Source organism: Streptomyces sp. CB01635 (genome assembly GCF_002803065.1).
GTDB lineage: Bacteria > Actinomycetota > Actinomycetes > Streptomycetales > Streptomycetaceae > Streptomyces.
Map to the genome: position 1 here is coordinate 40,099 of NZ_NNBL01000019.1, position 23,625 is coordinate 63,723.

The 23,625-nt window shown below is 70.1% G+C and carries 19 protein-coding genes; 9 read left to right on the forward strand and 10 right to left on the reverse strand.

The features are described 5' to 3' along the window. Window positions 1–267 precede the first annotated feature (267 nt). Window positions 268–1,545: a serine--tRNA ligase gene (gene serS / locus CG723_RS32970; protein WP_100597164.1), complete on the forward strand. Its 1,278-nt coding sequence runs from the start codon at window positions 268–270 to the stop codon at window positions 1,543–1,545. Further along, the gene (locus CG723_RS32975; RefSeq protein WP_100597165.1) at window positions 1,542–2,366 is read left to right on the forward strand and encodes an HAD family hydrolase; all 825 of its coding nucleotides are present in this window, start codon (window positions 1,542–1,544) and stop codon (window positions 2,364–2,366) included. The genes serS and CG723_RS32975 overlap by 4 nt, the downstream gene beginning before the upstream one ends. A 352-nt stretch (window positions 2,367–2,718) precedes the next feature. Here the strand turns inward: CG723_RS32975 and CG723_RS32980 are convergent, their stop codons facing one another. The 5 genes from CG723_RS32980 to CG723_RS33000 all read right to left on the reverse strand — a co-directional run bounded on the left by CG723_RS32980 (window position 2,719) and on the right by CG723_RS33000 (window position 6,573). After that, window positions 2,719–2,943, reverse strand: coding sequence for an SGM_3592 family protein (locus CG723_RS32980; RefSeq protein WP_100597166.1), 225 nt, complete (start codon window positions 2,941–2,943; stop codon window positions 2,719–2,721). Between the two features lie 132 nt (window positions 2,944–3,075). Next, window positions 3,076–3,795: an ABC transporter permease gene (locus tag CG723_RS32985; protein WP_100597167.1), complete on the reverse strand. Its 720-nt coding sequence runs from the start codon at window positions 3,793–3,795 to the stop codon at window positions 3,076–3,078. A gap of 9 nt (window positions 3,796–3,804) precedes the next feature. Beyond that, entirely contained in the window at window positions 3,805–4,716 is a 912-nt protein-coding gene (locus tag CG723_RS32990) for an ABC transporter ATP-binding protein (protein WP_100597168.1), read from the reverse strand. Continuing rightward, entirely contained in the window at window positions 4,713–5,618 is a 906-nt protein-coding gene (locus CG723_RS32995; RefSeq protein WP_100597169.1) for an ABC transporter permease, read from the reverse strand. The genes CG723_RS32990 and CG723_RS32995 overlap by 4 nt, the downstream gene beginning before the upstream one ends. After that, complete coding sequence (locus tag CG723_RS33000) at window positions 5,608–6,573, reverse strand: ABC transporter ATP-binding protein (RefSeq protein WP_100597170.1); 966 nt, start codon at window positions 6,571–6,573, stop codon at window positions 5,608–5,610. Before CG723_RS33000 ends, CG723_RS32995 begins: the two co-directional genes overlap by 11 nt. Before the next feature lie 243 nt (window positions 6,574–6,816). Here CG723_RS33000 and CG723_RS33005 point away from each other — a divergent pair, with 243 nt between their 5' ends. The 7 genes from CG723_RS33005 to CG723_RS33035 all read left to right on the forward strand — a co-directional run bounded on the left by CG723_RS33005 (window position 6,817) and on the right by CG723_RS33035 (window position 14,132). Beyond that, a complete protein-coding gene (locus CG723_RS33005) occupies window positions 6,817–7,659 on the forward strand; it encodes a M24 family metallopeptidase (protein WP_100597171.1) in 843 nt (280 codons plus the stop codon). Then, complete coding sequence (locus CG723_RS33010) at window positions 7,659–9,440, forward strand: SDR family oxidoreductase (RefSeq protein WP_199841992.1); 1,782 nt, start codon at window positions 7,659–7,661, stop codon at window positions 9,438–9,440. Before CG723_RS33005 ends, CG723_RS33010 begins: the two co-directional genes overlap by 1 nt. 74 nt (window positions 9,441–9,514) lie before the next feature. Then, entirely contained in the window at window positions 9,515–10,399 is an 885-nt protein-coding gene (locus CG723_RS33015) for a metal-dependent hydrolase (protein WP_100597269.1), read from the forward strand. A gap of 91 nt (window positions 10,400–10,490) precedes the next feature. After that, a complete protein-coding gene (locus CG723_RS33020; protein ID WP_100597172.1) occupies window positions 10,491–11,441 on the forward strand; it encodes a MerR family transcriptional regulator in 951 nt (316 codons plus the stop codon). A gap of 115 nt (window positions 11,442–11,556) precedes the next feature. Next, complete coding sequence (locus CG723_RS33025) at window positions 11,557–12,099, forward strand: RNA 2'-phosphotransferase (protein ID WP_100597173.1); 543 nt, start codon at window positions 11,557–11,559, stop codon at window positions 12,097–12,099. A gap of 85 nt (window positions 12,100–12,184) precedes the next feature. After that, a complete protein-coding gene (locus tag CG723_RS33030) occupies window positions 12,185–13,123 on the forward strand; it encodes an LLM class flavin-dependent oxidoreductase (RefSeq protein WP_100597174.1) in 939 nt (312 codons plus the stop codon). Window positions 13,124–13,211: 88 nt separating this feature from the next. Continuing rightward, a complete protein-coding gene (locus tag CG723_RS33035) occupies window positions 13,212–14,132 on the forward strand; it encodes a Cof-type HAD-IIB family hydrolase (protein ID WP_100597175.1) in 921 nt (306 codons plus the stop codon). Window positions 14,133–14,273: 141 nt separating this feature from the next. Here the strand turns inward: CG723_RS33035 and CG723_RS33040 are convergent, their stop codons facing one another. From CG723_RS33040 to hisC, 5 genes are all read right to left on the reverse strand, one after another. Then, complete coding sequence (locus CG723_RS33040) at window positions 14,274–16,019, reverse strand: GAF domain-containing sensor histidine kinase (protein WP_100597176.1); 1,746 nt, start codon at window positions 16,017–16,019, stop codon at window positions 14,274–14,276. 73 nt (window positions 16,020–16,092) lie between these two features. Next, window positions 16,093–19,587 carry a thiol reductant ABC exporter subunit CydD gene (cydD, locus tag CG723_RS33045; RefSeq protein WP_100597177.1) on the reverse strand — a complete coding sequence of 1,165 codons (3,495 nt, stop codon included), beginning with the start codon at window positions 19,585–19,587 and terminating at the stop codon, window positions 16,093–16,095. Window positions 19,588–19,614: 27 nt separating this feature from the next. After that, window positions 19,615–20,619, reverse strand: coding sequence for a cytochrome d ubiquinol oxidase subunit II (gene cydB, locus CG723_RS33050; RefSeq protein ID WP_100597178.1), 1,005 nt, complete (start codon window positions 20,617–20,619; stop codon window positions 19,615–19,617). A 20-nt stretch (window positions 20,620–20,639) separates the two neighbouring features. Beyond that, entirely contained in the window at window positions 20,640–22,172 is a 1,533-nt protein-coding gene (locus CG723_RS33055; RefSeq protein WP_100597270.1) for a cytochrome ubiquinol oxidase subunit I, read from the reverse strand. 215 nt (window positions 22,173–22,387) lie between these two features. After that, window positions 22,388–23,467 (reverse strand): histidinol-phosphate transaminase, encoded by a 1,080-nt coding sequence (gene hisC / locus CG723_RS33060; RefSeq protein WP_100597179.1) that lies wholly within the window; start codon window positions 23,465–23,467, stop codon window positions 22,388–22,390. Window positions 23,468–23,625: the final 158 nt, after the last annotated feature.

Sequence of the window (23,625 nt, forward strand, 5' to 3'; positions counted from 1 at the left end):
TGTGGACAACCCCGCCGCCAAGTCCCGCCCCACGCAAGGGGATTTGGTCAAGCGGCCGTGCCGCATCTGCCCCATTTCGGGGAATGGAGCCCTTTTTATTGACCGGAGCCCACAGCGTCCGACCAGCCCCGAGAAGATCCATTTCGGCCACGAGCTTCGCCGCGCGTCGACCGCCCATTGCCGAATTCATATCCGGCAAATCGGGCAAAAGGTAACGCACGGGATATCGGTTCGTGCGGTGGAACCGCGCACCGGTAGCCTTGAGGGGTGATTGACCTTCGCCTGCTTCGTGAGGACCCCGACCGTGTTCGCGCCTCCCAGCGCGCCCGTGGAGAGGACGTCGCACTCGTCGACGCCCTGCTCTCCGCCGACGAGCGGCGCAGGTCGTCCGGGCTCCGCTTCGACGAGCTCCGTTCCGAGCAGAAGTCGCTCGGCAAGCTGATCCCCAAAGCCTCCGCCGACGAGAAGCAGGAGCTCCTGAAGAAGACCGGCGAGCTCTCCGCCGCCGTCAAGAGCGCCGAGGCCGAGCAGCGCGAGGCCGACGAGGAGACCCAGCGCCTCGCCCTCCTGCTGGGCAACATCGTGCACACGGACGTCCCGGTCGGCGGCGAGGAGGACTTCGTCGTCCTCGAGACGCACGGCACGATCCGCGACTTCGGCGCCGAGGGCTTCGAGCCCAAGGACCATCTGGAGCTCGGCGAGGCGCTCGGCGCCATCGACGTCGAGCGCGGCGCCAAGGTGTCGGGCTCGCGCTTCTACTACCTGACAGGCGTCGGCGCGCTCCTCGAACTCGCCCTGGTGAACGCGGCGATCGCGCAGGCCACCGAGGCCGGCTTCATCCCGATGCTGACGCCGGCGCTGGTGCGCCCGCGCGCCATGGAGGGCACCGGCTTCCTCGGCCAGGCCGCGGAGAACGTGTACCACCTGGAGAAGGACGACTACTACCTGGTCGGCACCTCCGAGGTCGCGCTCGCCGGGTACCACATGGACGAGATCCTCGACGCGGACAAGCTGCCGCTGCGCTACGCCGGCTTCTCGCCCTGCTTCCGCCGCGAGGCCGGTACGTACGGCAAGGACACCCGGGGCATCTTCCGCGTGCACCAGTTCGACAAGGTCGAGATGTTCTCGTACGTCGCTCCCGAGGACGCCGAGGCCGAGCACAAGCGGCTTCTGGAGTGGGAGAAGCAGTGGCTGACCGGCCTCGAACTGCCCTTCCAGGTCATCGACGTGGCGACGGGCGACCTCGGGTCCTCGGCCTCGCGCAAGTTCGACTGCGAGGCGTGGATCCCGACGCAGGGCAAGTACCGCGAGCTGACCTCGGCGTCGAACTGTGACGGCTTCCAGGCCCGCCGCCTGTCCATCCGGATGCGCGACGGCAAGAAGGTCCAGCCGCTGGCGACGCTGAACGGCACGCTGTGCGCGGTGCCGCGCACCATCGTGGCCATCCTGGAGAATCACCAGCAGGCCGACGGCTCCGTGAGGGTGCCCGAGGTGCTGCGTCCGTACTTGGGGGGCCGAAAGATCCTGGAGCCGATCAACAAGTGAGCCACCCTGCTCCGCTGGATCACCCGTTCCCGTACAAACTCGTCGCGACCGATCTCGACGGGACGCTTCTGCGGCCCGACGACACGGTCTCCGAGCGGACGCGTGAGGCGCTCACCGCGGTCACCGCGGCGGGCGCCGCCCACATCATCGTGACCGGGCGGGCCGTGCCCTGGACCCGGCACATCCTCGACGACCTCGGCTACGAGGGCCTCGCGGTGTGCGGGCAGGGCGCGCAGGTCTATCACGCCGGCGAGCACCGGCTACTGACATCGGTGACTCTCGACCGGCAGCTGGCCGGTCTCGCGCTCTCCAAGATCGAGGCGGAGGCCGGGCCGCTGGCTCTGGCCGCGAGCCGTGACGGCCTCGATGGCGAGGTCGTCGTGGGGCCCGGCTATCAGGTGCAGGAGGGCCCCCTGCCGGTCATCCCGTTCACGGATGTCACCGAGCTGTGGGCGGCGCCGCTGAACAAGGTGTACGTGCAGCACCCGGGCATGACCGACGACGAGCTGGCCGCCGTGGCGCTGGCCGTGGCCGGTGATCTGGTGGGCGTCACGATGGCGGGCGAGGGCATCGTCGAACTGCTGCCGCTCGGTCTTTCGAAGGCGACCGGTCTCTCGCTGGCCGCGCGCCGGCTGGGCGCGAAGGCGGCCGACACGATCGCTTTCGGCGACATGCCCAACGACATCCCGATGTTCGGCTGGGCGGCGCACGGCGTGGCGATGGCCAATGCCCACGCGGAGCTCAAGGCCGTCGCGGACGAGGTCACGACGTCGAACGCGGACGACGGCATCGCGGTGGTCCTGGAACGCCTGCTGGGCTGACGGCCTGCCGTCGCCGCGGCCGTCCGCGGGTGCCGTTCCCTTGGGGGCGGCACTGAAAAGTCTGGGTGGGCGGCCCGCGCACCGGGAAGGTGCGCGCTCGAAGCGGCCGCCCCGGGCAGCCTCCCCGTGAGCCGGCTCATACGGAGTGAGTAACTACTCCGGAGCCTGCCGTGGGCTGCCCTGCTGGGAGCTCGACGGAATCTTGACCGACATCGTCTCGCTCCTCTCCCAGTAGGCGGGCGCCGTGCGCGGCGCGGTTACAGAACTACTGTGCCTCTACCAGGAGTTGGGCGCCACCGAATAAAACGTGGCCAGGCGCGCGCCTGGGCCTGTCCGGGCCAGACGAGAGGCCCTAGCGCTTACGCCACTTGCGGCGGCGGGCGCGGCTGAAGAACCAGCCCGCGGGTGGCTCGTCGGAGCGCCACGGCTGGGGCTCCGGGGACTCGTTCCGCCAGCGTGCGGCGAGCATGCGGGCCCGCGCGGACGGCTCCGTGGTCTCGGCGGACCGTATGAAGTCCTCGTCGAGGGCCACGCCCTCCCATGTCTCGTCCCGCTCACGCTCCGGCTCCGCCGTCATCTCCACTCCTCCTGGAACGGGTCACCTTGCTGGGACAGATCAGCTTTCTGGAAAACGGGGCGCTCTCCCGGAAAACAGGTCACCCTCCCGACCAGTGTCCTGATGGGAGGGTGAAGCCGCTGTCAAGAGCTGTCACTCCTCGCCGGCGAGCTTCAGCGTGCGCAGCTTCTGGCCCGCGTACCAGGTGGCGAGCACGGTGACCCCGGCGAGCAGGACGGTGGCGAGAGGGAGGCCGACGTCCGAGGTGATGAGGTCGCCGCCCGCCACCTTGTGGGCCACGGCGAGGGACCACTGCTGCACGCTGAGGGTGCGCGCACCGGCCACGAGGGACCCGAAGAGCGCTTCCCAGACCAGGGCGTAGACGAGGCCGAAGACCACCGCGTGGCGTGTGATCGTGCCGAGGAGCAGGAAGAGCGCGGCGTACGCGATGGAGGCGACGAGGGCCGCGATCGTGTAGGCGACGGCGATCTGCTGCCCGTTCCCGTTCAGGATCAGGCCCGCGATGAGGGTGGGGACCGCGGAGAACACCATGGTCACGGCGATGGCGACGATCAGCTTGGTGAAGATGATCGTCGGGCGCTTGATCGGCTTCGCCAGGAGGTAGACGACGGAGCCGTCGTCGATCTCGGGGCCGATCGCGCCCGTGCCCGCGATGACGCCGATGATCGGCACCATCGTGGCGAGCGCGAATCCGCCGAGCACGTCGGCGGCGATCTGGTCGTCCGCCCCGGTGAGGCCGCGCACGAGCGCGGAGATGGCGATGAGCAGGACGGGCAGGGCACACAGGATGAGGGCCCGGCGACGGCCGAGCAGGGCTCGGTAGGTGAGCCGGGCGACAGTGGGGTCGTACATCAGGGCCTCCTACGCCGCGACCAGATACGAGAACACGGACTCGAGGGACTCGTCGGACGGCGAGACCGTGAGCAGTCTGATGCCGTGGGCCTTGGCGACCTGGGGCAGCAGGGTGGTGAACCGGCCGAAGTCGACGGCCTGGACGCGCAACGCGCCCTCCTTGAGGTCGACTTCGATGCCCGCGGTGGACGGATCCGCGATCAGCGCTGCCGCGAGGGCGCGGTCATCGCTGGAGCGGATGAGGTAGCGGTGCGGACGGTCGGTCATCAGGCGGCGGATCTTGCGGAAGTCACCGCCGGCCGCGTGGCGCCCGGCGACGATCACCTCGATGTGGGAAGCGAGCTGCTCGACCTCTTCGAGGATGTGCGACGAGAAGAGGACCGTGCGACCCTCGGCGCCCATGCGCCGCAGGAGGTCCATGAGCTGCATGCGCTGGCGCGGGTCCATGCCGTTGAACGGCTCGTCGAGCAGCAGCACGGACGGCTCGTGGACGAGGGCGGACGCCATCTTCACGCGCTGGCGCATGCCCTTGGAGTACGTCGAGATCTTGCGGTCCTGCGCGTACTCCATCTCGACCGTGGCGAGCGCCTTCTGCGCCTCGTGCGTGCCGAGGCCCTGCAACTCGGCGTTGGCGACGACGAATTCGCGGCCGGTGAGGAAGTCGTACATCGCCTCGCGCTCGGGGACGATGCCGATGTGGCGGTAGACCTGTTCGTTGCGCCAGATCGGCTCTCCGTCGAGGGTGACCGTTCCGTTCGACGGGGCGAGGAAGCCGCCCATCATGTTGATGAGGGTGGACTTTCCCGCGCCGTTCGGGCCGAGGAGGCCGGTGACGCCGGGGGAGATCGTCATCGTGATGTCGTTGACCGCCACCACGTTGCCGAACCAGCGCGATACGTGGTCGATGTTGATCGTGGTCACAGTCCGACCTTCCGGTAGCGACGCATCAGGAGGCCGTAGCAGCCCGCGATGAGTCCGAGCACGACGAGCAGATAGACGACGCCCTGGCCGGTCGAGGGGCCGTGTCCGCCGGGGAAGGCGGAGGTGGCGCCGAGGAAGGCGGTCTGCACGCCGTCGATGAGGGTGACCGGCGAGAAGAGACCGAGCCACGTGATCGCGCCACCGTTGTCCTGCGAGTCGGCGATGGCCTGGACGGTGGAGACCGCTCCGTAGGAGATGGTCATGACGGCGATGACGGCGGCGATGCCGAAGCCTCGGCGGGGGGTGACCGCCGAGACGACGAGGCCGATGCCGGCGAAGAGCAGCGAGAGCAGAGCCACGGAGACCAGTCCCTGGGCGAATCCCTTGGTCTGTTCGGCGAAGTCGAGCTTGGCGAGCAGCGCGCCTACGTAGAGCACGATCAGCGGGGCCGCCGTAAGGGCGAAGAGGGCGGAGGTCATGGCCGCGAACTTCGCCAGGACGTAGTCACCGCGCTCGATGGGGCGGGAGAAGTACAGGGGGACCGTCTTGAAGCGCAGGTCGCGCGAGACGGACTGGGGTGCCTGGGAGGCGAGATAGAGCCCGATGACGGCCTGCAGGAGGATCGCGTAGCGCGTGTAGTCGACCGGCAGGTCCTTCATCTTGGTGGTGACGGCCACCGCGACCATGATCAGCGCGGGGACGCACATCACGACGAAGAGCAGCATCGGCAGCACTTTGGACTTGGCCGAGCGGCCGAGGCCGTAGGCGCCGCGCAGGCTCTGGGAGAAGAGCGAGCGGCGGGCGTAGGCGCGGCCGAGGCGCGGGCCGTCGTAGTGGCGGTAGCCGATGTTGTGGATGCGGGTCTGCTCACCGGCGGGGGTGAGGGACTGCTCAACCGCCATGGGTGACCGCCTCCTTCCGCTCGTTGTCCGTCTCTGAGCGGAAGACTTCCGCGATGTGGTGCCTGCGCTGCTCCATCCGGATCAGCCCGAGGCCGAGCTCGGCGACGATGTCGCGCACGAGGTCGTAGGTGTCGTCGCTCTGGGTGGTGATCAGCACCGTGTGTCCGGCGCCGGGCAGCTCTCCTCCGGTCGCGGTCTCGATGCCGCGCAGGGCGAAGGCCTCACGCAACGCACGCGTGCCGTCCGGGTGTTCGTCGGAGTCGGTGACCTCGATCGCCAGAGTCGTCGTGGTCTGGGTGAAGTCCGTGGTGGAACTGGACCGCAGGAGCTTTCCGCCGTCGACCACGACGACGTGGTCGCAGGTGCGCTCGAGCTCGCCCAGGAGGTGCGAGGTGACGAGGACCGAGATGCCGAAGTCGGTGTGGACGCGACGGATCAGGTCGAGCATGTCGTCACGGCCGACCGGGTCGAGGCCGTTCGTCGGTTCGTCGAGGAAGACGAGCTGCGGGTCATGGACAAGAGCCTGCGCGAGCTTCACACGCTGCTTCATGCCCGTGGAGTAGCCGCCGATGGGGCGGTAGCGCTCTTCGTAGAGGCCGACGTGGCGGAGGGTGTCGGCGGTGCGCTCGCGGGCCGCGGTGGGCGGCAGGCCCGACATGCGCGCCATGTGGACGACGAACTCGGTGGCCGAGACGTCGGGCGGCAGGCAGTCGTGTTCCGGCATGTAGCCGACGCGTTCGCGGATGGCGGCGCCTTCGGTGGCCACGTCGAGGCCGAGCACGGCGGCGCGGCCCTCCGTGGCGGGGGACAGACCCAGAAGGATCTTGATCAGAGTGGACTTGCCGGCTCCATTGGCTCCGACGAGTCCCGTCACACCGGGCCCGATGTCCATGGAGAGCCGGTCAAGCGCGGTCACCCGGGGGAACCGCTTGCTCAGGCTTTCGGTCGCGATCACAGTCACACCTCGAAGGTAGTGGCGCAGACCACACGGGTCGTCAGACCAGGGGGTTGTCCCTGTCTCAGACTCGAGTACTACGGGTCCCTAGGGGTTCCTCCCTGAGTCGCCCTCCGTGAGCTCCGGGAGTTTTCCACAGGCTGCCGTGCACACCCCTTGACGCAGCCGCCAACCATTGTCACATTCATCAGTGTCAAGTTACGAGCGCGTACGGCAACGGACCGGACACGGACGGACGGTGGCATGACCCCAGCAGTGGTACGTGAACTCTCCGCGGAGCTGCGGGGGTTCAGAGAAGTCCAGTCCCTCGCGTACGAGTGCGCGGAGGCCGTCGCGGTGCAGCTCAAGCCGGGCGTGACGGAGCGCGAGGCCGCCCGGATGCAGCGGGAGTGGCTGCGGGAGCGCGGGGTGCGCGACTGGTTCCATCTGCCGTTCGCCTGGTTCGGCGACCGCACGGCGTTCGCCGGCTTCCGGATCCCGCTCCAGTTCTTCCCGACGAACCGGGAGCTGGAGGCGGGGATGCCGTTCATCCTCGACATGGCCCCGGTCTACAAGGGCTATACGGCGGACATCGGCTACTCGGGCTCGCTCGGCCTCAATCCCGTGCAGGACAAGCTGCTCGCCGACCTCGAGCCACACCGCGAGCTGATCGTCCGCGAGGTCCGCGAGCGCCGTTCCCTGCGGGAGATCTACGAGGACGTGGACCGGCTCATGGTCCGCCAGGGCTACGCGAACCGGCATCGCGCGTACCCGTTCGGCGTGATCGCGCACAAGGTGGACCGGGTCAAGGAGCGCCGGATGTCCCCGACGCTGTTCGGCTTCGGCACGCAGTCCCTGAAGGGGCTCGCGAGCGACGCGATCCATGGGCACCGGGACGGCTGGTCCCCGCTGTGGTCGCCGTACAAGTTCTCCGACCATCCGCCGCAGCCGGGTCTGTGGGCGGTGGAGCCGCACCTCGGCTTCCGGGGTACGGGCGCGAAGTTCGAGGAGATCCTGGTCGTCACCGACTCCAAGGACCCCGAACAGAGCGCGTTCTGGCTGGACGACGATCTGCCGCACGTGCGGCGCTGGGCGGAGGGCATCTGATGACGGGAATCAAGGGGCTGGCCGGAGCGCGGGAGCGCTGGGTCAGCACGGGCGGTATCGAGCTGTGCGTGGCCGAGCTGGGCGACCCGGACCGGCCCACGGTGCTGCTCGTGCACGGGTACCCGGATTCCAAGGAGGTGTGGTCGGAGGTCGCCGAGCGGCTCGCGGACCGCTTCCATGTGGTCCTGTACGACGTGCGGGGCCACGGCAGGTCGACGGCGCCGACGCCGCTGCGCGGCGGGTTCACGCTGGAGAAGCTGACGGACGACTTCCTCGCGGTCGCCGACGCGGTCAGCCCGGACAAGCCGGTCCATCTGGTCGGCCACGACTGGGGTTCGGTGCAGTCCTGGGAGTTCGCGACGGTCAAGCGCACCGAGGGCAGGATCGCGTCCTTCACCTCGATGTCGGGCCCGTCGCTCGACCACTTCGGGCACTGGATCAAGAAGCGCATGGCGCGGCCGACGCCCCGCAGGGTGGGCCAGCTGCTCGGCCAGGGCGCCAAGTCCTGGTACGTCTACATGCTGCACACACCCGTGCTGCCCGAACTCGCCTGGCGCGGGCCGCTCGGCAAGCGCTGGCCGAAGATCCTCGAACGCATGGAGAAGGTGCCGGCGGGCGACTACCCGACGCCGTCCCTGCCGTCGGACGCGGCCCACGGCGCCTGGCTCTACCGGGACAACGTACGGGCGCGGCTGAGCAGGCCACGCGCTGACGCGTACGCGCACGTGCCGGTGCAGCTCGTCCTGCCCCTGGGCGACATCTTCCTGTCCGAGCGGCTCTATGACGGACTGGAAATGTGGGCACCGGGGTTGGTCCGCCGCACCCTGCCGGCCAAGCACTGGGTGCCGCGCACCCGGCCGGATCAACTGTCCGCGTGGATCAGCGAGTTCGTCCTGGCGAACGAGGAGCGGGAGGCGGGTCTGCCCGCACGGCGCACGAAGGCGACGGGCAAGCACGCCGAGCGCTTCGGCGGCCAGCTGGTGCTGGTCACGGGCGCGGGCAGCGGGATCGGGCGGGCCACGGCCTTCGCGTTCGCCGAGGCCGGCGCGCGCGTGGTGGCCGTCGACCGGGACACGGAGAGCGCGGCCCGCACCGCCGAGATGGCCCAGCTCATAGGCGCCCCCCAGGCGTGGGCCGAGACCGTCGACGTCGCCGACGAGCAGGCCATGGAGAAACTCGCCGAGAAGGTCGCCGCCGAGTACGGCATCGTCGACGTGCTGGTGAACAACGCGGGCATAGGCCTGTCCGGGTCCTTCTTCGACACCACGCCGGAGGACTGGAAGAAGGTCCTCGACGTCAATCTGTGGGGCGTCATCCACGGCTGCCGCCTCTTCGGCAAGCAGATGGCCGAGCGAGGACAGGGCGGCCACATCGTGAACACGGCGTCCGCCGCCGCGTTCCAGCCCTCCAAAGCTCTGCCCGCCTACAGCACGTCCAAGGCCGCCGTCCTCATGCTCAGCGAGTGCCTGCGCGCCGAGCTGGCGGGCCAGGGAATCGGCGTCTCCGCGATCTGCCCCGGCCTGGTGAACACGAACATCACGGCGACGGCCCGGTTCGCCGGGGTCGACGCCGAAGAGGAGAAGCGCCGCCAGAAGAAGTCCTCGCGCCTGTACGGCCTGCGGAACTATCCGCCGGAGAAGGTCGCCGACGCAATCCTGTCCGCCGTCGTACGCAATCAGGCCGTCGTCCCCGTCACGCCGGAAGCCCGCGGCGCCCACCTCATGTCCCGCTTCACACCCAAGGCCCTGCGCGCCGTCGCACGATTGGAGCCGCCGTTGTGAGCACCGAGGAGAGCGCCGGGCCCACCGGACACAGCGAGCCCACCGGGCACACCGGGCACACCGGGCACTACGCGATCACCCCGCGCCGGGTGTCCTTCGACTGGGAGACGACGCCGCTGCACTGGATACCGGGCGAGCCCACGGCGACGCACGTCATCAATGTGCTGCACCTGCTGCTCCCGGCGGGGGAGCGGTGGTTCGTGAAGGTGTTCAAGGAGGGCCTGCCGCTCGTCGACGATCCCGAACTGCTCGGGGACGTCAAGGGGTTCATGGGTCAGGAAGCCACGCACAGCGTGCAGCACGCGTACGTCCTCGACCATCTGGCAGCGCAGCGGCTCGACACCGCGGACTTCACGAAGTACGTCGATTTCCTCTTCGAGAAGCTTCTCGGCGAGCGGCCGCCGCTGGGTGCCCCGGTCTCCACCCAGGAGTGGCTGCGCTTCCGGCTCTCCGTCGTCGCTGCGATCGAGCAGTTCACCGCGGTCCTGGGGAACTGGGTGCTGCATGCCGAAGGGCTCGACGCGGCGGACTCGGACGAGGTCATGCTCGACCTGCTGCGCTGGCACGGCGCGGAGGAGGTCGAGCACCGCGCGGTCGCCTTCGACATGTACCAGCACTGCGGCGGCGCGGGCCTGCCCCGCTACGCCCGCCGGCTCGCGGGCATGGCCGTCACCGCTCCCGTGATGCTGTACCTGTGGGCCTGGGGCGCGGCATATCTCATACGTCACGACCCGCAGCTCGCCGGACGGATGCGCTACTCGCTGGCGGAACACAACAGGGCGGTGCGCAAGGGGCTGCTGCCCAGCTGGCGGGAGCTGGGTGCGGCGATACCCCGCTATCTGCGGCGGTCGTACCATCCCTCGCAGGAGGGGTCGCTGCGCAAGGCCGTCGAGTATCTGGCGCAGTCGCCCGCGGCCAGGACGGCGGCGGGCGCGATCGGCCGGACCGCTCTGTCCTAGGGTCCTCCGTTCGGTCCGGCCGCACGCGGTCGACGTCCGGGACACGGGACGGCGCCGCCTTCCCACACAGCACGGCAGAGGGATGTGAAGCGTGACGGAGCAGGCTGTGGCCGAGTACCGGATCGAGGACCTGGCGCACCGCAGCGGCGCCACGGTCCGCACCATCCGCGCCTACCAGGACCGCGGGCTGCTCCCCCGCCCCGAGCGGCGCGGCCGGGCCAATGTGTACGGGGACACGCATCTGGCCCGGCTGCGGCAGATCGCCGACCTCCTCGACCGCGGGTACACCCTGGCCTCGATCAAGGAGCTGCTCGAGGCGTGGGACGCGGGGCGCGGGCTCGGGGGTGTGCTCGGCCTGGTCGCGGAGGTCGACGGGCCGTGGACCGACGAGAAGGCCGACCGGATCTCGCGCGCCGATCTCGCGGCACGGTTCGGGGGCAGCGAGGACGAGGCGGCCATCGCCGACGCGGTGGCGCTCGGGATCCTGGAACAGATCCCCGGACACGACGACGAGTTTCTGGTCCCGAGTCCTCAAGAGCTGGCCGTGGCCGCCGAGTTGCATGCGGCCGGCGTCCCATTGCCCGCGATCTCCGGCCATCTGAGGGAGTTGAGGGGTCAGATCGAGCACATCGCCACGCGTTTCCTGGAGTTCACGACCGAGCATGTCTTCGCGCGCTATCTCGGCCCGTTGCCCCCGACGGACGCCGAGGCGGCCGAGGCGGCCTCGCTCGTTCGCAGACTCCGGCCGCTCGCGCAGCAGTCGGTCGACGCCGAACTGGCGCGTGCGATGAAGCTGTTCGCCACTCGACACCTCCACCGGCACCTGTCGGAGGGCCCGGTCACCTCGCCTGTGGAGGAGGCCCATTCAGTGGCTCTTCCCGGTGACACGATCCGCGCTGTACAGAGCCTCGTTGGTGTTGAGCGCGTCCCCGAGTTCATCGCCGCTGCGACCGAACGGGAAGTGCAAGCAAGAACATTGGACACTCTCACCTCAAACCACCGCGATTCACGCGAGGTTGACCAAATGCCGCCAATCACCTGACGGTTGTCCACAGAATCGTCAAATCCCCTGTGGATAACCGGACTTGGCTGTGGATCAAACCTGCGAACAGAAAAATCACATGCGCGAGGAGTGAGACGCCCGCCACTCTGACGGGATGGATGAAAGACGCACCGTCAAGGTGTCGAAGTACCTCTCGAAGCATCTGCGGCATCAGCCGGAGCGGATCGGACTGACCCTCGACGAGGGCGGCTGGGTCGAGATCGGCACGCTGCTCGCCGCGGCCGCCGCCCACGGCTTCCGCATCACGCGGGACGAGCTCGACCACGTCGTCGCCGCCAACGACAAGCGGCGCTTCGCGATCGAGGGCTCCCGGATCCGCGCCAGCCAGGGCCACACCGTGGACGTCGACCTCGGACTGCTCCCGGCGACCCCGCCCGCGTACCTCTACCACGGCACTGTCGCCTCGGCCCTGGACGCCATCCGCGCCGAGGGGCTGCGGCCCATGAGCCGGCACGACGTCCACCTCTCGCCCGACCGAGAGACCGCCACCCGCGTCGGCGCCCGCCGCGGCCGCCCCGTCGTGCTGTCCGTCGACGCGGGAGCGATGCACCGGGACGGCCACACGTTCCGCGTCAGCGCCAACGGCGTCTGGCTCACGGAGGCCGTTCCACCCCGCTACCTGCGGTTTCGCGGCTGAGACCGACCGGACCCGCGAGACGCGGTCCCCCGCGCCGCCATCACCCCCGGCCCACGCCCGGCGCGCGCCGCTTAGGCTCTGGGGCATGAGCGATCAGCCCCGTCAGCCCACGCCCGCCCTGCGCCTGAGCACCGTGATCCTGCCCTACCGCCGCTGGCACGAGGGCAGCCGAGCCGCGTGGCAGCGCGCCGAGGAGCTGGGCTTCCACACCGCGTACACCTACGACCACCTGGCCTGGCGGACCTTCCGCGACGGGCCGTGGTTCGGCGCCGTGCCGACCCTGACCGCCGCCGCGTCCGTCACGGAGCGGATGCGCCTCGGCACGCTCGTCACCTCGCCGAACTTCCGGCACCCGGTCACGCTGGCCAAGGAACTGATCTCCCTCGACGACATCTCCGGTGGCCGGATCACCCTCGGCATCGGCGCGGGCGGCAACGGCTTCGACGCGACGACGCTCCTGAAGGCCGGCGAGGAGCCATGGTCCCCGCGCGAACGGGCCGACCACTTCGCCGAGTTCGTGCCGCTGCTCGACCGGCTGCTGAGCAAGGACTCGGTGACGTACGACGGTGAGTTCTACTCGGCCCAGGAGGCGCGGAACATCCCGGGTTGCGTGCAGCGGCCCCGGCTGCCCTTCGCGGTGGCCGCGACGGGACCGCGCGGGCTGAAGCTGGCCGCCCGGCACGGGCAGGCGTGGGTGACGACGGGCGACCCGAAGCTGTTCGAGACGGGCACCCCCGAGGAGTCGATTCAAGCCATTCGCGGACAGGCGGCCAAGCTCGCCGGTGCCTGCGCCGAGATCGGCCGGGACGCCGCCGAACTCGACAAGGTCCTCCTCACCGGGTTCACCCCGGACCGCGGCCGTCCGCTGGAATCCGTGGACGCCTTCGTCGACTTCGCCGGCAAGCACGCCGCCCTGGGCATCACCGAGATCGTGATCCACTGGCCCATCCCCGACTCGGCGTTCGCCGCCGACCAGAAGGTCTTCGAAAGCATCGCCACGGAGGCCCTGGCCCAGCTCGGCTGAAGCCCCGCAGCAACCCGGCGGAACCGGTGGGGCGCCTGCGCGAGGAACGTACTCATCTGCGCGCCCCACCGCACGCCCGTGCGCGCATATGCGGGACACTGGTGCGGTGACCTCACCGACTCCTCGGCCCTGGACCCCGGCCGCCAACGCCCCCGCGCCCCGGCTCGTCGCCACGGACCTGGACGGCACGCTGTTGCGCGACGACAAGTCCGTCTCGCCGCGGACGGTCGCCGCACTCGCCGCCGCCGAGCAGGCGGGCATCGAGGTCTTCTTCGTGACCGGCAGGCCGGCCCGCTGGATGGACGTCGTCAGCGACCACGTGCACGGCCACGGCCTGGCGATCTGCGGGAACGGCGCGGCCGTGGTGGACCTGCACGGCGGCCCCGGCCGCCACCGGTTCGTGAAGATCAGGGACCTCGCGCCCGAGACCGCCCTCGACGTCGTACACATCCTGCGCGCCGCCGCGCCCGGTACGGCCTTCGCGGTCGAGCGGACCGGCGGCCTCCACCACGAGCCGACGTACCCGCCGCTGCACCTGGAGGCGGGGGAGAGCGTCGCGGCCGCCGAGAAGCTCCTCGCCGACGGCTCGCCCTGCGCCGACCAGCCCGTCCTCAAGCTGCTCGCGTACCACGCGGACCTCGCCCCCGACGAGTTCCTCGCCCTGGCCCGCGAGGCCGTCGGCGACCGCGCGGCGATCACCCGCTCCAGCCCCAGCGCGCTCCTGGAGATCAGCGGCCCCGGCGTCTCCAAGGCCAGCACCCTCGCGCTGTGCTGCGCCGAGCGCGGCATCACAGCGGCCGAGGTCGTCGCCTTCGGGGACATGCCCAACGACGTGGAGATGCTCACGTGGGCGGGCGCCTCGTTCGCGATGGGCAACGCGCACCCGGAGGTGCTCGCCGCCGCGTCGGGCCACACGGTGCCCAACAACGAGGACGGAGTGGCCGCGGTCATCGAGCAGATCCTGGCGGCGCGTCGGCCCTGTGGGGACGGCGCATCGGGCGACTCCTAGAAGCACGGGAAGAAACGATCCGCCGCACGTGGACCCTCCCCGCGCACAGCCCCCGTGCCCCCTGGAGCGGCACCCCGTGCTGCCCAAGCCATGGCACGGGGCGATCCCGGACAAGGCCCGGCTCAGCGCTTCGTCGTGCCTTCAGTGAGGCGCCTGCCAGATCACCGTCGTGCCGCCCCCGTCCTCGCCGATGCCCGGCCCGTACCAGCTGTCGCCACCCAGGGAATCGGCCCGCCGCTTGAGGTTCTTGAGGCCACTGCGCCGGCCGCCCTCCGGGATGCCGACGCCGTCGTCGGCGACCGTCAGCCGGACGCCGGGCTGCCCGTCGGGGAGCGTGACGTTCGCGTCGACGACCACGTCGATACGGGCGGCCTCCGCGTGCCGGAACGCGTTGGACAGCGCCTCTCGCAGGGCGGCGATGAGGTTCTTGCCGGTGAGTTCGCCGACCACGGTGTCGACGGCACCGGCGAAGTGGTGCGTGGGCTTGAAGCCGAGCGGCACGGCCGCCATGTTGATCTCGCGCAGGACCCGTGTGCGCAGGCCCGACGGCGCCTCGGCGGGCCCCTGCTGGAGCGCGAAGATCGCCGTGCGGATCTCCTGGATGGTGACGTCCAGCTCGTCGACGGCCCTGCCGACACCGACCTGCACCTCGGGCACGACGGACCTGCGCTGAGCGCTCTCCAGCATCATCCCCGTGGCGAACAGGCGCTGGATGACGAGGTCGTGGAGATCGCGGGCGATCCGGTCGCGGTCCTCGTACACCGCTAGCCGCTCCCGGTCGCGCTGCGCCTCCGCCATCATCAGCGCGAGTGCGGCCTGCGACGCGAACTGGGTGGCGAGGGTGCGCTCCGCGTCGCTGAAGGGCCGGGCGCCGCGTGCGCGTGGCGTGACGAGGGTGCCGAGGACGCGGCCGTCGCTCTGAAGGGGCAGCATCATCGCCGGTCCGTATTCGTGCGCGAGATCGGTCAGTATGCGCGGGTCGGTGGACGCGTCGTCGATGAACACGGCCGCGCCGCCCAGGAGTTCGGCGACGATCTCGCTCTCGGCCGGGATGATCACGCCGAGGGCCTGCGACGGCTCGTCCGACGAGACGGCGACGATCTCCATGCCGCCCTCCTCGGCCGGCAGGAGGACGATGCCTGCCGACGAGCCCGACAGGTGTCTGGCCTGTTCGGCGACGACCTGGAGGGCATCCTCGGCGTCGCTGCCCGACAGCAGGGCGGTCGTGACGGCCACGGATCCGTCGATCCACCGCTCGCGCTGCCTGGCGGCCTCGTACAGGCGCGCGTTGCCGATGGCGATGCCTGCCTCCGTGGCGAGGACGCGGACCATGTTCAGGTCGTAGTCGTTGAACTCGATCCCGCCCTGCTTCTCCGTCAGATAGAGGTTGCCGAAGATCTCCCCCTGTACGCGGATGGGGACGCCCAGAAAGCTCCGCATCGGCGGGTGGTGGGACGGAAAGCCGCAGGAGCGGGGGTCGTCGGCGAGGTTCGCGAGGCGTACCGGGTCCGGGTCGTTGATGAGCGCACCGAGGAGCCCGCGGTGACCGTCGGGCAGCCGTCCGATGAGCTCCGCCGTCTCTCCGTCGACTCCGTGGAAGACGAAGTCCGAGAGAGCCTCGCCGTCCTCCGAGACGACGCCGATCGCCGCGTAACGGGCGTCGGCGAGCTCGGCGGCCGTCTCGCAGATGCGGTCGAGGGTGGAGTGCAGCTCCGGACCGGTGCCTACGGACCGCATCGCTTCGAGCAGCTGCGGCACCCGCGCGGTCAGCTCGGCGGACAGTCCCTGGAGCCCGCGCGTCGCCTGCGTCGCCGCCTCCAGCGCGTCGGAGGAGTCCCGCTCGTCGTCGGACGATGGGGTGGCGCCGGGCACCGGAGCAGCTGACATGCCTTGAGACTAGTTAGTCCCATTTGGAGAGGAAAGTCGGGACGAGTCCTGCCCGGCTGCCCGGTCCGCACGGCTACGCGCCCACCAGGAGCTCCGCCTCCCGCTCGCGCTCCCACAGCGCGCGCAACGGCCCCTCGACCGCGACCAGATCCTCGTACCTGCCGCGCTGCACGACCCTTCCCGCGTCGAGGACGATGACCTCGTCCACGGCGTCGAGGCCGGCCATCCGGTGCGTGATCAGCAACGTTGTCCGGCCCTCGGTCGCGGACAGGAGGTCCGCCGTCAGCGCGTCCGCCGTCGGCAGGTCGAGGTGCTCGGCGGGCTCGTCGAGCACGAGGACGGGGAAGTCGGCGAGGAGGGCGCGGGCCAGGGCGAGCCGTTGCCGCTGGCCTCCGGACAGGCGCGCGCCGTGTTCGCCGACGAGTGTGCCGAGCCCGTCAGGCAGCGAATCTGCCCACTCCAGGAGGCGCGCGGCGGCCAGGACTTCGCGCAGTCCGTCGTCGGTGGCGTCCTTCTTCGCGAGGAGCAGGTTCTCGCGCACCGAGCTGTCGAAGAGGTGCGCGTCCTGCGCGCACAGCCCGACGAGCCGCCGCACCGCATCCCCTTCGAGCCCGTACGCGTCCTGCCCGGCCAGGGTGTACGACCCCTCAGCCGCGTCCAGGAACCGCAGCAGGACCTGCGCGAGCGTCGTCTTGCCGGACCCGGACGAGCCGACGACGGCGACCCTGTAGCCCCGCTCCAGCGTGAGGTCGACCCCGTGGAGCGCGTCCCGGCCCTGCCCGTCGTGGCGCGCGGCGAGACCGCGCACGACCAGAGGGAAGGGATCCTGCGGTGCCTGCGCGGGCGCCTCCGGCTCGCGTACGGGGACCGTCGCGTCCAGGACCTCGTGAACGCGTTCGGCGCTCTTCTTGACGCGCTGGCGGTACTGCACGGCGAGCGGCAGGCCCATGACGGCCTCGAACGCGGCCAGCGGCGTCAGGACGACGACCGCGAGCTGGACCCCGTCGAGGCGGCCCTCGCGCACACCCTGCACCCCGGCGAGGGCCGCCCCGGCCACAGTGAGGCCGGTGATCAGCGCGGTCAGTCCATCGCCCAGCGCAGTGGCGGTGGCGGCGCGGGACGCGATCCGCGTCAGCACGGAGTCGGCGGCCTTCGCCTGCGCGGTGCGCGCGGAAAGCGCTCCGGAGACGGTCAGTTCGGCGGTGCCGGTGAGGAGTTCGGCCACGCGGGTGGCCAGCGTCCCGCGCGCGGGGGCCAGCCGGCGCTCGGCGCGACGGGCGACGGCTCCGGAGAGCAGCGGCACACCGACCCCCGCGAGCAGCAGGCCGGCGGCGAGCACGGCACCGGCGGAGGGCAGCATCCAGGCGGTGAACGCGACGGAGGCGGCACCGACCACCGCGGCGGCCGACGCGGGCAGCAGCCAGCGCAGCCAGTAGTCCTGGAGGGCGTCCACATCGGCGACGAGCCGGGAGAGCAGATCACCGCGGCGCGTCGTGCGCAGGCCCGCGGGGGCGAGCCGCTCAAGGCGCCGGTAGACGGCGACCCTGGTGTCGGCCAGCATCCGCAGCACGGCGTCGTGCGACACGACCCGCTCGGCGTACCGGAAGCAGGCCCGGCCGATCCCGAAGGCGCGGGTCGCCGTGACAGCGACCATCAGGTACATCACGGGCGGCTGCTGCGAGGCCCGCGAGATGAGCCACCCGGAGGTCGCCATGAGCCCGACGGCGCTGCCGAGGGCGAGCGCTCCGAGCAGCAGCGCGAGGGCAAGCCGCCCCCGCCGCGCCCGCGCGGCACCTCGCACACGCGCGAGCACACTGCCCCGGCTCTCTCCGGAGTGATCGGATACGTGACGGTCCTCTACGTAGCCGGGCACGTCGGCCGCCTCGGCCGACGGCACGGGTCGTACCGCAGGCTCCCCCGCCACCGCAGGGGAACGCGGTACGTCGAGACGCACCACCCGGTCGGCGACGGCCAGCAGCGCGGGACGGTGCACCACCAGAAGGACGGTCCGGCCGGCGGCGAGCCTGCGGACCGCCTCGACGATCCCCGCCTCGGTCTCGCCGTCGAGCGCGGCCGTCGGCTCGTCCAGCAGCACCACGGGCCGGTCGGCGAGGAACGCCCGTGCCAGGGCGAGGCGTTGCCGCTGCCCGGCGGAGAGCCCGGCCCCGTCCTCGCCGAGCAGGGTGTCCGCGCCGTCGGGCAGCGCACGGACGAAGTCCTGGGCCCCTGCCTCGCGCAGCGCCTCCTCGACCTCCGCGGACGACGCGTCGGGCCGCGCGAGCCTCACGTTGTCCGCGACCGACCCGGCGTACAGCTGCGGTCGCTGCGGCACCCAGGCCACGCGCGCGTGCCACGCCTCCCGGTCGAGACCGGCCAGATCGGCACCCCCGACGAGGACCCGCCCCGCGTCAGGACGGACGAATCCGAGCGCCGCGCTCAGCAGCGTCGACTTGCCCACGCCGCTCGGGCCGACGAGTGCCACCGTCTCTCCGGGCGCGACGTCGAAGCCGGCCTCCGAGACGGCGTCCGTGGACCGGCCGGGATAGCGGACGGTCACTCCGTCGAAGGCGATACCGGTGGCCGCGGGCACCGCTCCGGCGCCGGACGGCGGCACCGGGGTCTCCAGAACGGCGAAGATCTCCTCCGCGGCGGCGAGCCCCTCGGCCGCCGCGTGGTACTGCGCGCCGACCTGACGCAGTGGCAGATAGGCCTCGGGCGCGAGGACGAGGATGACCAGTCCCACGTAGAGGTCCATGTCGCCGTGCACGAGCCGCATGCCGATGGTCACGGCCACCAGGGCGACCGACAGTGTCGAGAGCAGTTCGAGGGCGAACGACGACAGGAAAGCGATGCGCAAGGTCCGCATCGTCGCCTGCCGGTACTCGCCGGTGATCCGGCGGACCGACTCGGCCTGCGCCTTGGCCCGGCCGAACACCTTCAGCGTCGGAAGGCCGGCCACCACGTCCAGGAAGTGCCCCGAAAGCCGGGACAGGAGCCGCCACTGACGGTCCATGTGGGACTGGGTGGCCCAGCCGATGAGGATCATGAAGACGGGGATCAGGGGCAGTGTGCAGACGATGATCGCCGCGGACACCCAGTCCTCGGTGACGATGCGCGCGAGCACCGCCACGGGCACCACCACCGCGAGGCCCAACTGCGGCAGACAGCGCGAGAAGTAGTCGTCGAGCGCGTCCACACCCCGCGTCGCGAGCGCCACCAGGGATCCGGTCCGCTGCCCACTGAGCCACCCCGGGCCCAGCTGGGAGGCGCGCTCCAGGAGCCGTCCGCGCAGCTCCGACTTGACCGCCGCGCTGGCCCGGTGAGCGGCCAGTTCGGTCAGCCAGGAGACCAGACCGCGTCCGGCCGCCACCAGCGCAAGCAGCAAGAGCGGTGTGCGCAGGGCGAAGACATCAAGACCGTGCTCGAAAGCCCCCACCACCACCTCGGCGATGAGCATCGCCTGAGCGATGACCAGGCCCGCCCCGGCCACGCCGAGGACCACCACCGCGATCAGGAAGAGGCGAGTGGCCCTGGCGTACCGGAGCAGCCGCTGGTCGATCGGTTTCACGTGAAACACACCCTCGTCATCAGGGGCTCAGTGTGCGGCGTCGGCGATGTGCTGGGTGCCGATCCGCTTGCGGAACACCCAGTACGTCCACGACTGGTAGAGCAGCACGATGGGCGTCGCCACCGCCGCGCACCAGGTCATGATCTTCAGGGTGTAGGGGCTCGACGAGGCGTTGGTGACCGTGAGGCTCCAGTCCGGGTCGAGTGAAGACGGCATGACGTTCGGGAACAGCGTCAGGAAGAGCATCGCGAAGGCTGCCGCGATCGTGATGCCGGACAGCGCGAACGACCAGCCCTCACGCCCCGCCTTGATCGCGATGATGGCCCCGACGAGGGCGAGCATCGTGATGATCACCGCGATCAGCGACGAGCCGTCGCCCTTGTCGGCCTGGGTCCAGATCAGGAAGGCGAGCGCGAAGGCCGCAGCCACCAGACCGAGCCCCAGCGCCATCTTCCGCGCCCGCACCCGAATGTCGCCCACCGTCTTGAGCGAGGCGAACACCGCGCCGTGGAAGGTGAACAGCGTCAGCGTCACCAGACCACCGAGAATCGCGTACGGGTTGAGCAGGTCCCAGAAGCTGCCCACGAACTCCTTGTGCGCGTCGATCTTCACGCCGCGCACGATGTTCCCGAAGGCCACGCCCCACAGCACCGCCGGGATCAGCGAGGTCCAGAAGATCGCGTGCTCCCAGTTGGTCTGCCACTTCTCCTCGGGCCGCTTCGCCCGGTACTCGAAGGCGACGCCCCGCACGATCAGGCAGACCAGGATCATCAGCAGCGGCAGGTAGAAGCCTGAGAAAAGCGTCGCGTACCAGTCCGGGAAGGCGGCGAAGGTTGCACCGCCGGCCGTGAGAAGCCACACCTCGTTACCGTCCCAGACGGGTCCGATGGTGTTGATCAGGACGCGCCGCTCGGTGCGTCCGCGAGCGAGCACCTTGGTCAGGACCCCGATCCCGAAGTCGAATCCCTCCAGGAAGAAGTAGCCGATCCACAGGACCGCTATGAGTACGAACCAGACGTCGTGAAGTTCCATGCCTCAGCAGCTCCTCAGTCTCAGTACGAGAAGGCCATGGGCCGGTCGGCATCGGAAGCGTCGCCGGAATCCGCTCCGGATCCGGGGCCGCCGATCTTGGTGGGCGGGTTGAGGTCGGCCTCGGTGAGCTCGGGCGGCCCCTGCTTGATGTACTTGACCATCAGCTTCACCTCGATGACGGCGAGCGCGGCGTAGACCAGCGCGAACACGATCAGGGAAGTGAGCACCTCGCCCTGCGAGACACCGGGGGAGACCGCGTCCCTGGTCCGGAGCACGCCGTAGACCACCCACGGCTGACGCCCGGTCTCGGTGAAGATCCAGCCCCAGGAGATGCCGATGATCGGGAAGATCAGCGTCCACTGGGACAGACGCCACCACCAGATGCCCAGCTTCGGCATCAGTTCCTTGTTCTTGGTGAGCATCAGCTTGGGCACTTCGTCCTCGCCGGTGCGGCGCTCGGGCGCCAGCCAGAACCTGCGCCGGGTGAGCCACAGGCCCGCCGTGCACAGGGCCATCGAGACCCCGCCGAAGCCGATCATCCAGCGGTACGACCAGTAGGCCGTGGGGATGTTGGGGCGGTAGTCACCGGGCCCGAACTTCTTCTGCTCCGCCTTGTTGATGTCGTTGATCCCGGGGATCTCGGCGTTGAAGTCGTTCTTGGCCAGGAAGGACAGCACGCCCGGGACTTCGACGGCGACCGTGTTGTGGCCCTTGGAGACATCGCCGTACGCGAAGATCGAGAACGGCGCCGGCTTCTCCGTGTCCCACAGTGCCTCCGCGGCCGACATCTTCATCGGCTGCTGCTCGTACATCACCTTGCCGAGCGTGTCGGCGCTGACGACGGTGAGGAGCGTGCCGGCCATGGCCGTCACCAGGCCGAGGCGCAGCGACATGCGCATGGTGCGGATGTGCTGCTTCTTGCGCAGGTGGAAGATCGCTATGCCCGTCATGAACGCGCCGCCGACCAGGATGGACGCGCTGATCACATGCCAGAAGTTGACGAGCACCGTCTCCTGGAAGAGCACGGCGGCGAAGTCGGTCAGCTCGGCGCGCTTGGTGCCGTCCCGCTCCACGATCCGGTAGCCGACCGGATGCTGCATAAACGAGTTGGCGGCCATGATGAAGTACGCCGACAGGATCGTGCCGATGGACACCAGCCAGATCGTGGCGCAGTGCAGCTTCTTCGGGAGCTTGTCCCAGCCGAAGATCCACAGACCGATGAAGGTCGACTCGAAGAAGAAGGCGATCAGCGCCTCGAAGGCGAGCGGAGCGCCGAAGATGTCGCCGACGAAGCGCGAGTAGTCCGACCAGTTCATACCGAACTGGAACTCCTGCACGATGCCGGTCACGACACCCATGGCGATGTTGATCAGGAAGAGCTTTCCCCAGAACTTGGTCGCCCGGAGGTAGTGCTCCTTGCCCGTCCGCACCCAGGCCGTCTCGAGGATCGCCGTCAGCGCGGCGAGCGAGATGGTCAGGGGGACAAAAAGGAAGTGATAGACGGTCGTGATGCCGAACTGCCATCGCGCCAGAGTTTCCGGCGCCAGAGCCATCAACGTCGGGTCCACTGCGTCATCTCCTTAAGTCGCCGTGGTCCAGCGGCAATTTGCCCCTTTAATCCCACTGCTCTCCGGATCAACCGGGCACGCTTGTGAAAGCGTTCACATTCACAAGCATTATGTACTACCGGCTCCGGACAGCAGAAGGGGGGTCCCCCCTTACTCCGGGGAACCCCCACCGCGCTACGGAGCGGCCGCAGCCGCCCGGTCTACAGCTCCTTGCGGAACGCCGCCGCCGTGTTCAGGAAGACGTCGTTAGCCTCGGTCTCCGCGATCGTGGCCCGCATCCCCTCGCCGGCGAACGGCCGCACGACCACACCGGCCTGCTCGCACGCCGCGGCGAAGTCCGCCGTGCGCTCCCCCAGACGCAGCCACACGAAGTTCGCGTGCGTCTCGGGCACGGTCCAGCCCTGCCCCCGCAGCGCCTCGACCACGCGATTGCGCTCGCACACCAGCGAGCCCACCCGGCCGAGCAGCTCGTCCTCGGCCCGCAGCGAGGCGACCGCCGCGTCCTGCGCGAGCTGGCTCACGCCGAACGGCACCGCCGTCTTGCGCAGCGCGGCCGCCACCGGCTCATGGGCGATGGCGAAGCCGACCCGCAGGCCCGCGAGCCCGTACGCCTTGGAGAACGTCCGCAGCACGGCGACATTCGGACGGTCCCGGTAGATCTGGACGCCGTCCGGCACCTCGGCGTCACGGATGAACTCGCGGTACGCCTCGTCGAGCACGACCAGGACGTCGCTCGGGACCCGGTCCAGGAACCGCTCGAGCTCGGCCCGGCGCACCACCGTGCCGGTCGGGTTGTTCGGGTTGCACACGAAGATCAGGCGCGTGCGGTCGGTGATCGCGTCGGCCATCGCGTCGAGGTCGTGGACCTCACCGGACGTCAGCGGCACCTCCACCGCCTTGGCACCGCTGATCTGCGTGATGATCGGGTACGCCTCGAAGGACCGCCAGGCGTAGATGACCTCGTCGCCGGGGCCGCTGGTCGCCTGGAGCAGCTGCTGCGCGACCCCGACCGAGCCGGTGCCCGTGGCCAGGTGCGTGACCGGCACCGCGAATCGTTCCGCCAGCTCGTTCATCAGCCCGGTGCAGGCCATGTCCGGGTAGCGGTTGAAGGAACCGGCCGCCGCGACGGCACTCTCCATCACGCCGGGAAGCGGCGGATAGGGGTTCTCGTTCGAGGACAGCTTGTACGCCACCGGCCCCCCGGCCGCGGCAGCCTTGCCCGGCTTGTAGGTGGGAATACCCTCCAGCTCGGCACGCAGCTTGGGGCTCGTCTCGCTCACCGCAGTCCTCCTCGCGACCACCATTTCAATACTGCTCACCTTAAGAGGATTCGCGGCAGACCCCAATGGCCCGGGGCCCTCGACCTGCCGGGTGGCCGTCCGACACCACCCATGACGACTGCCGCGGACCTCCCAGAGGCGTACGGAGGAGGGGGAGC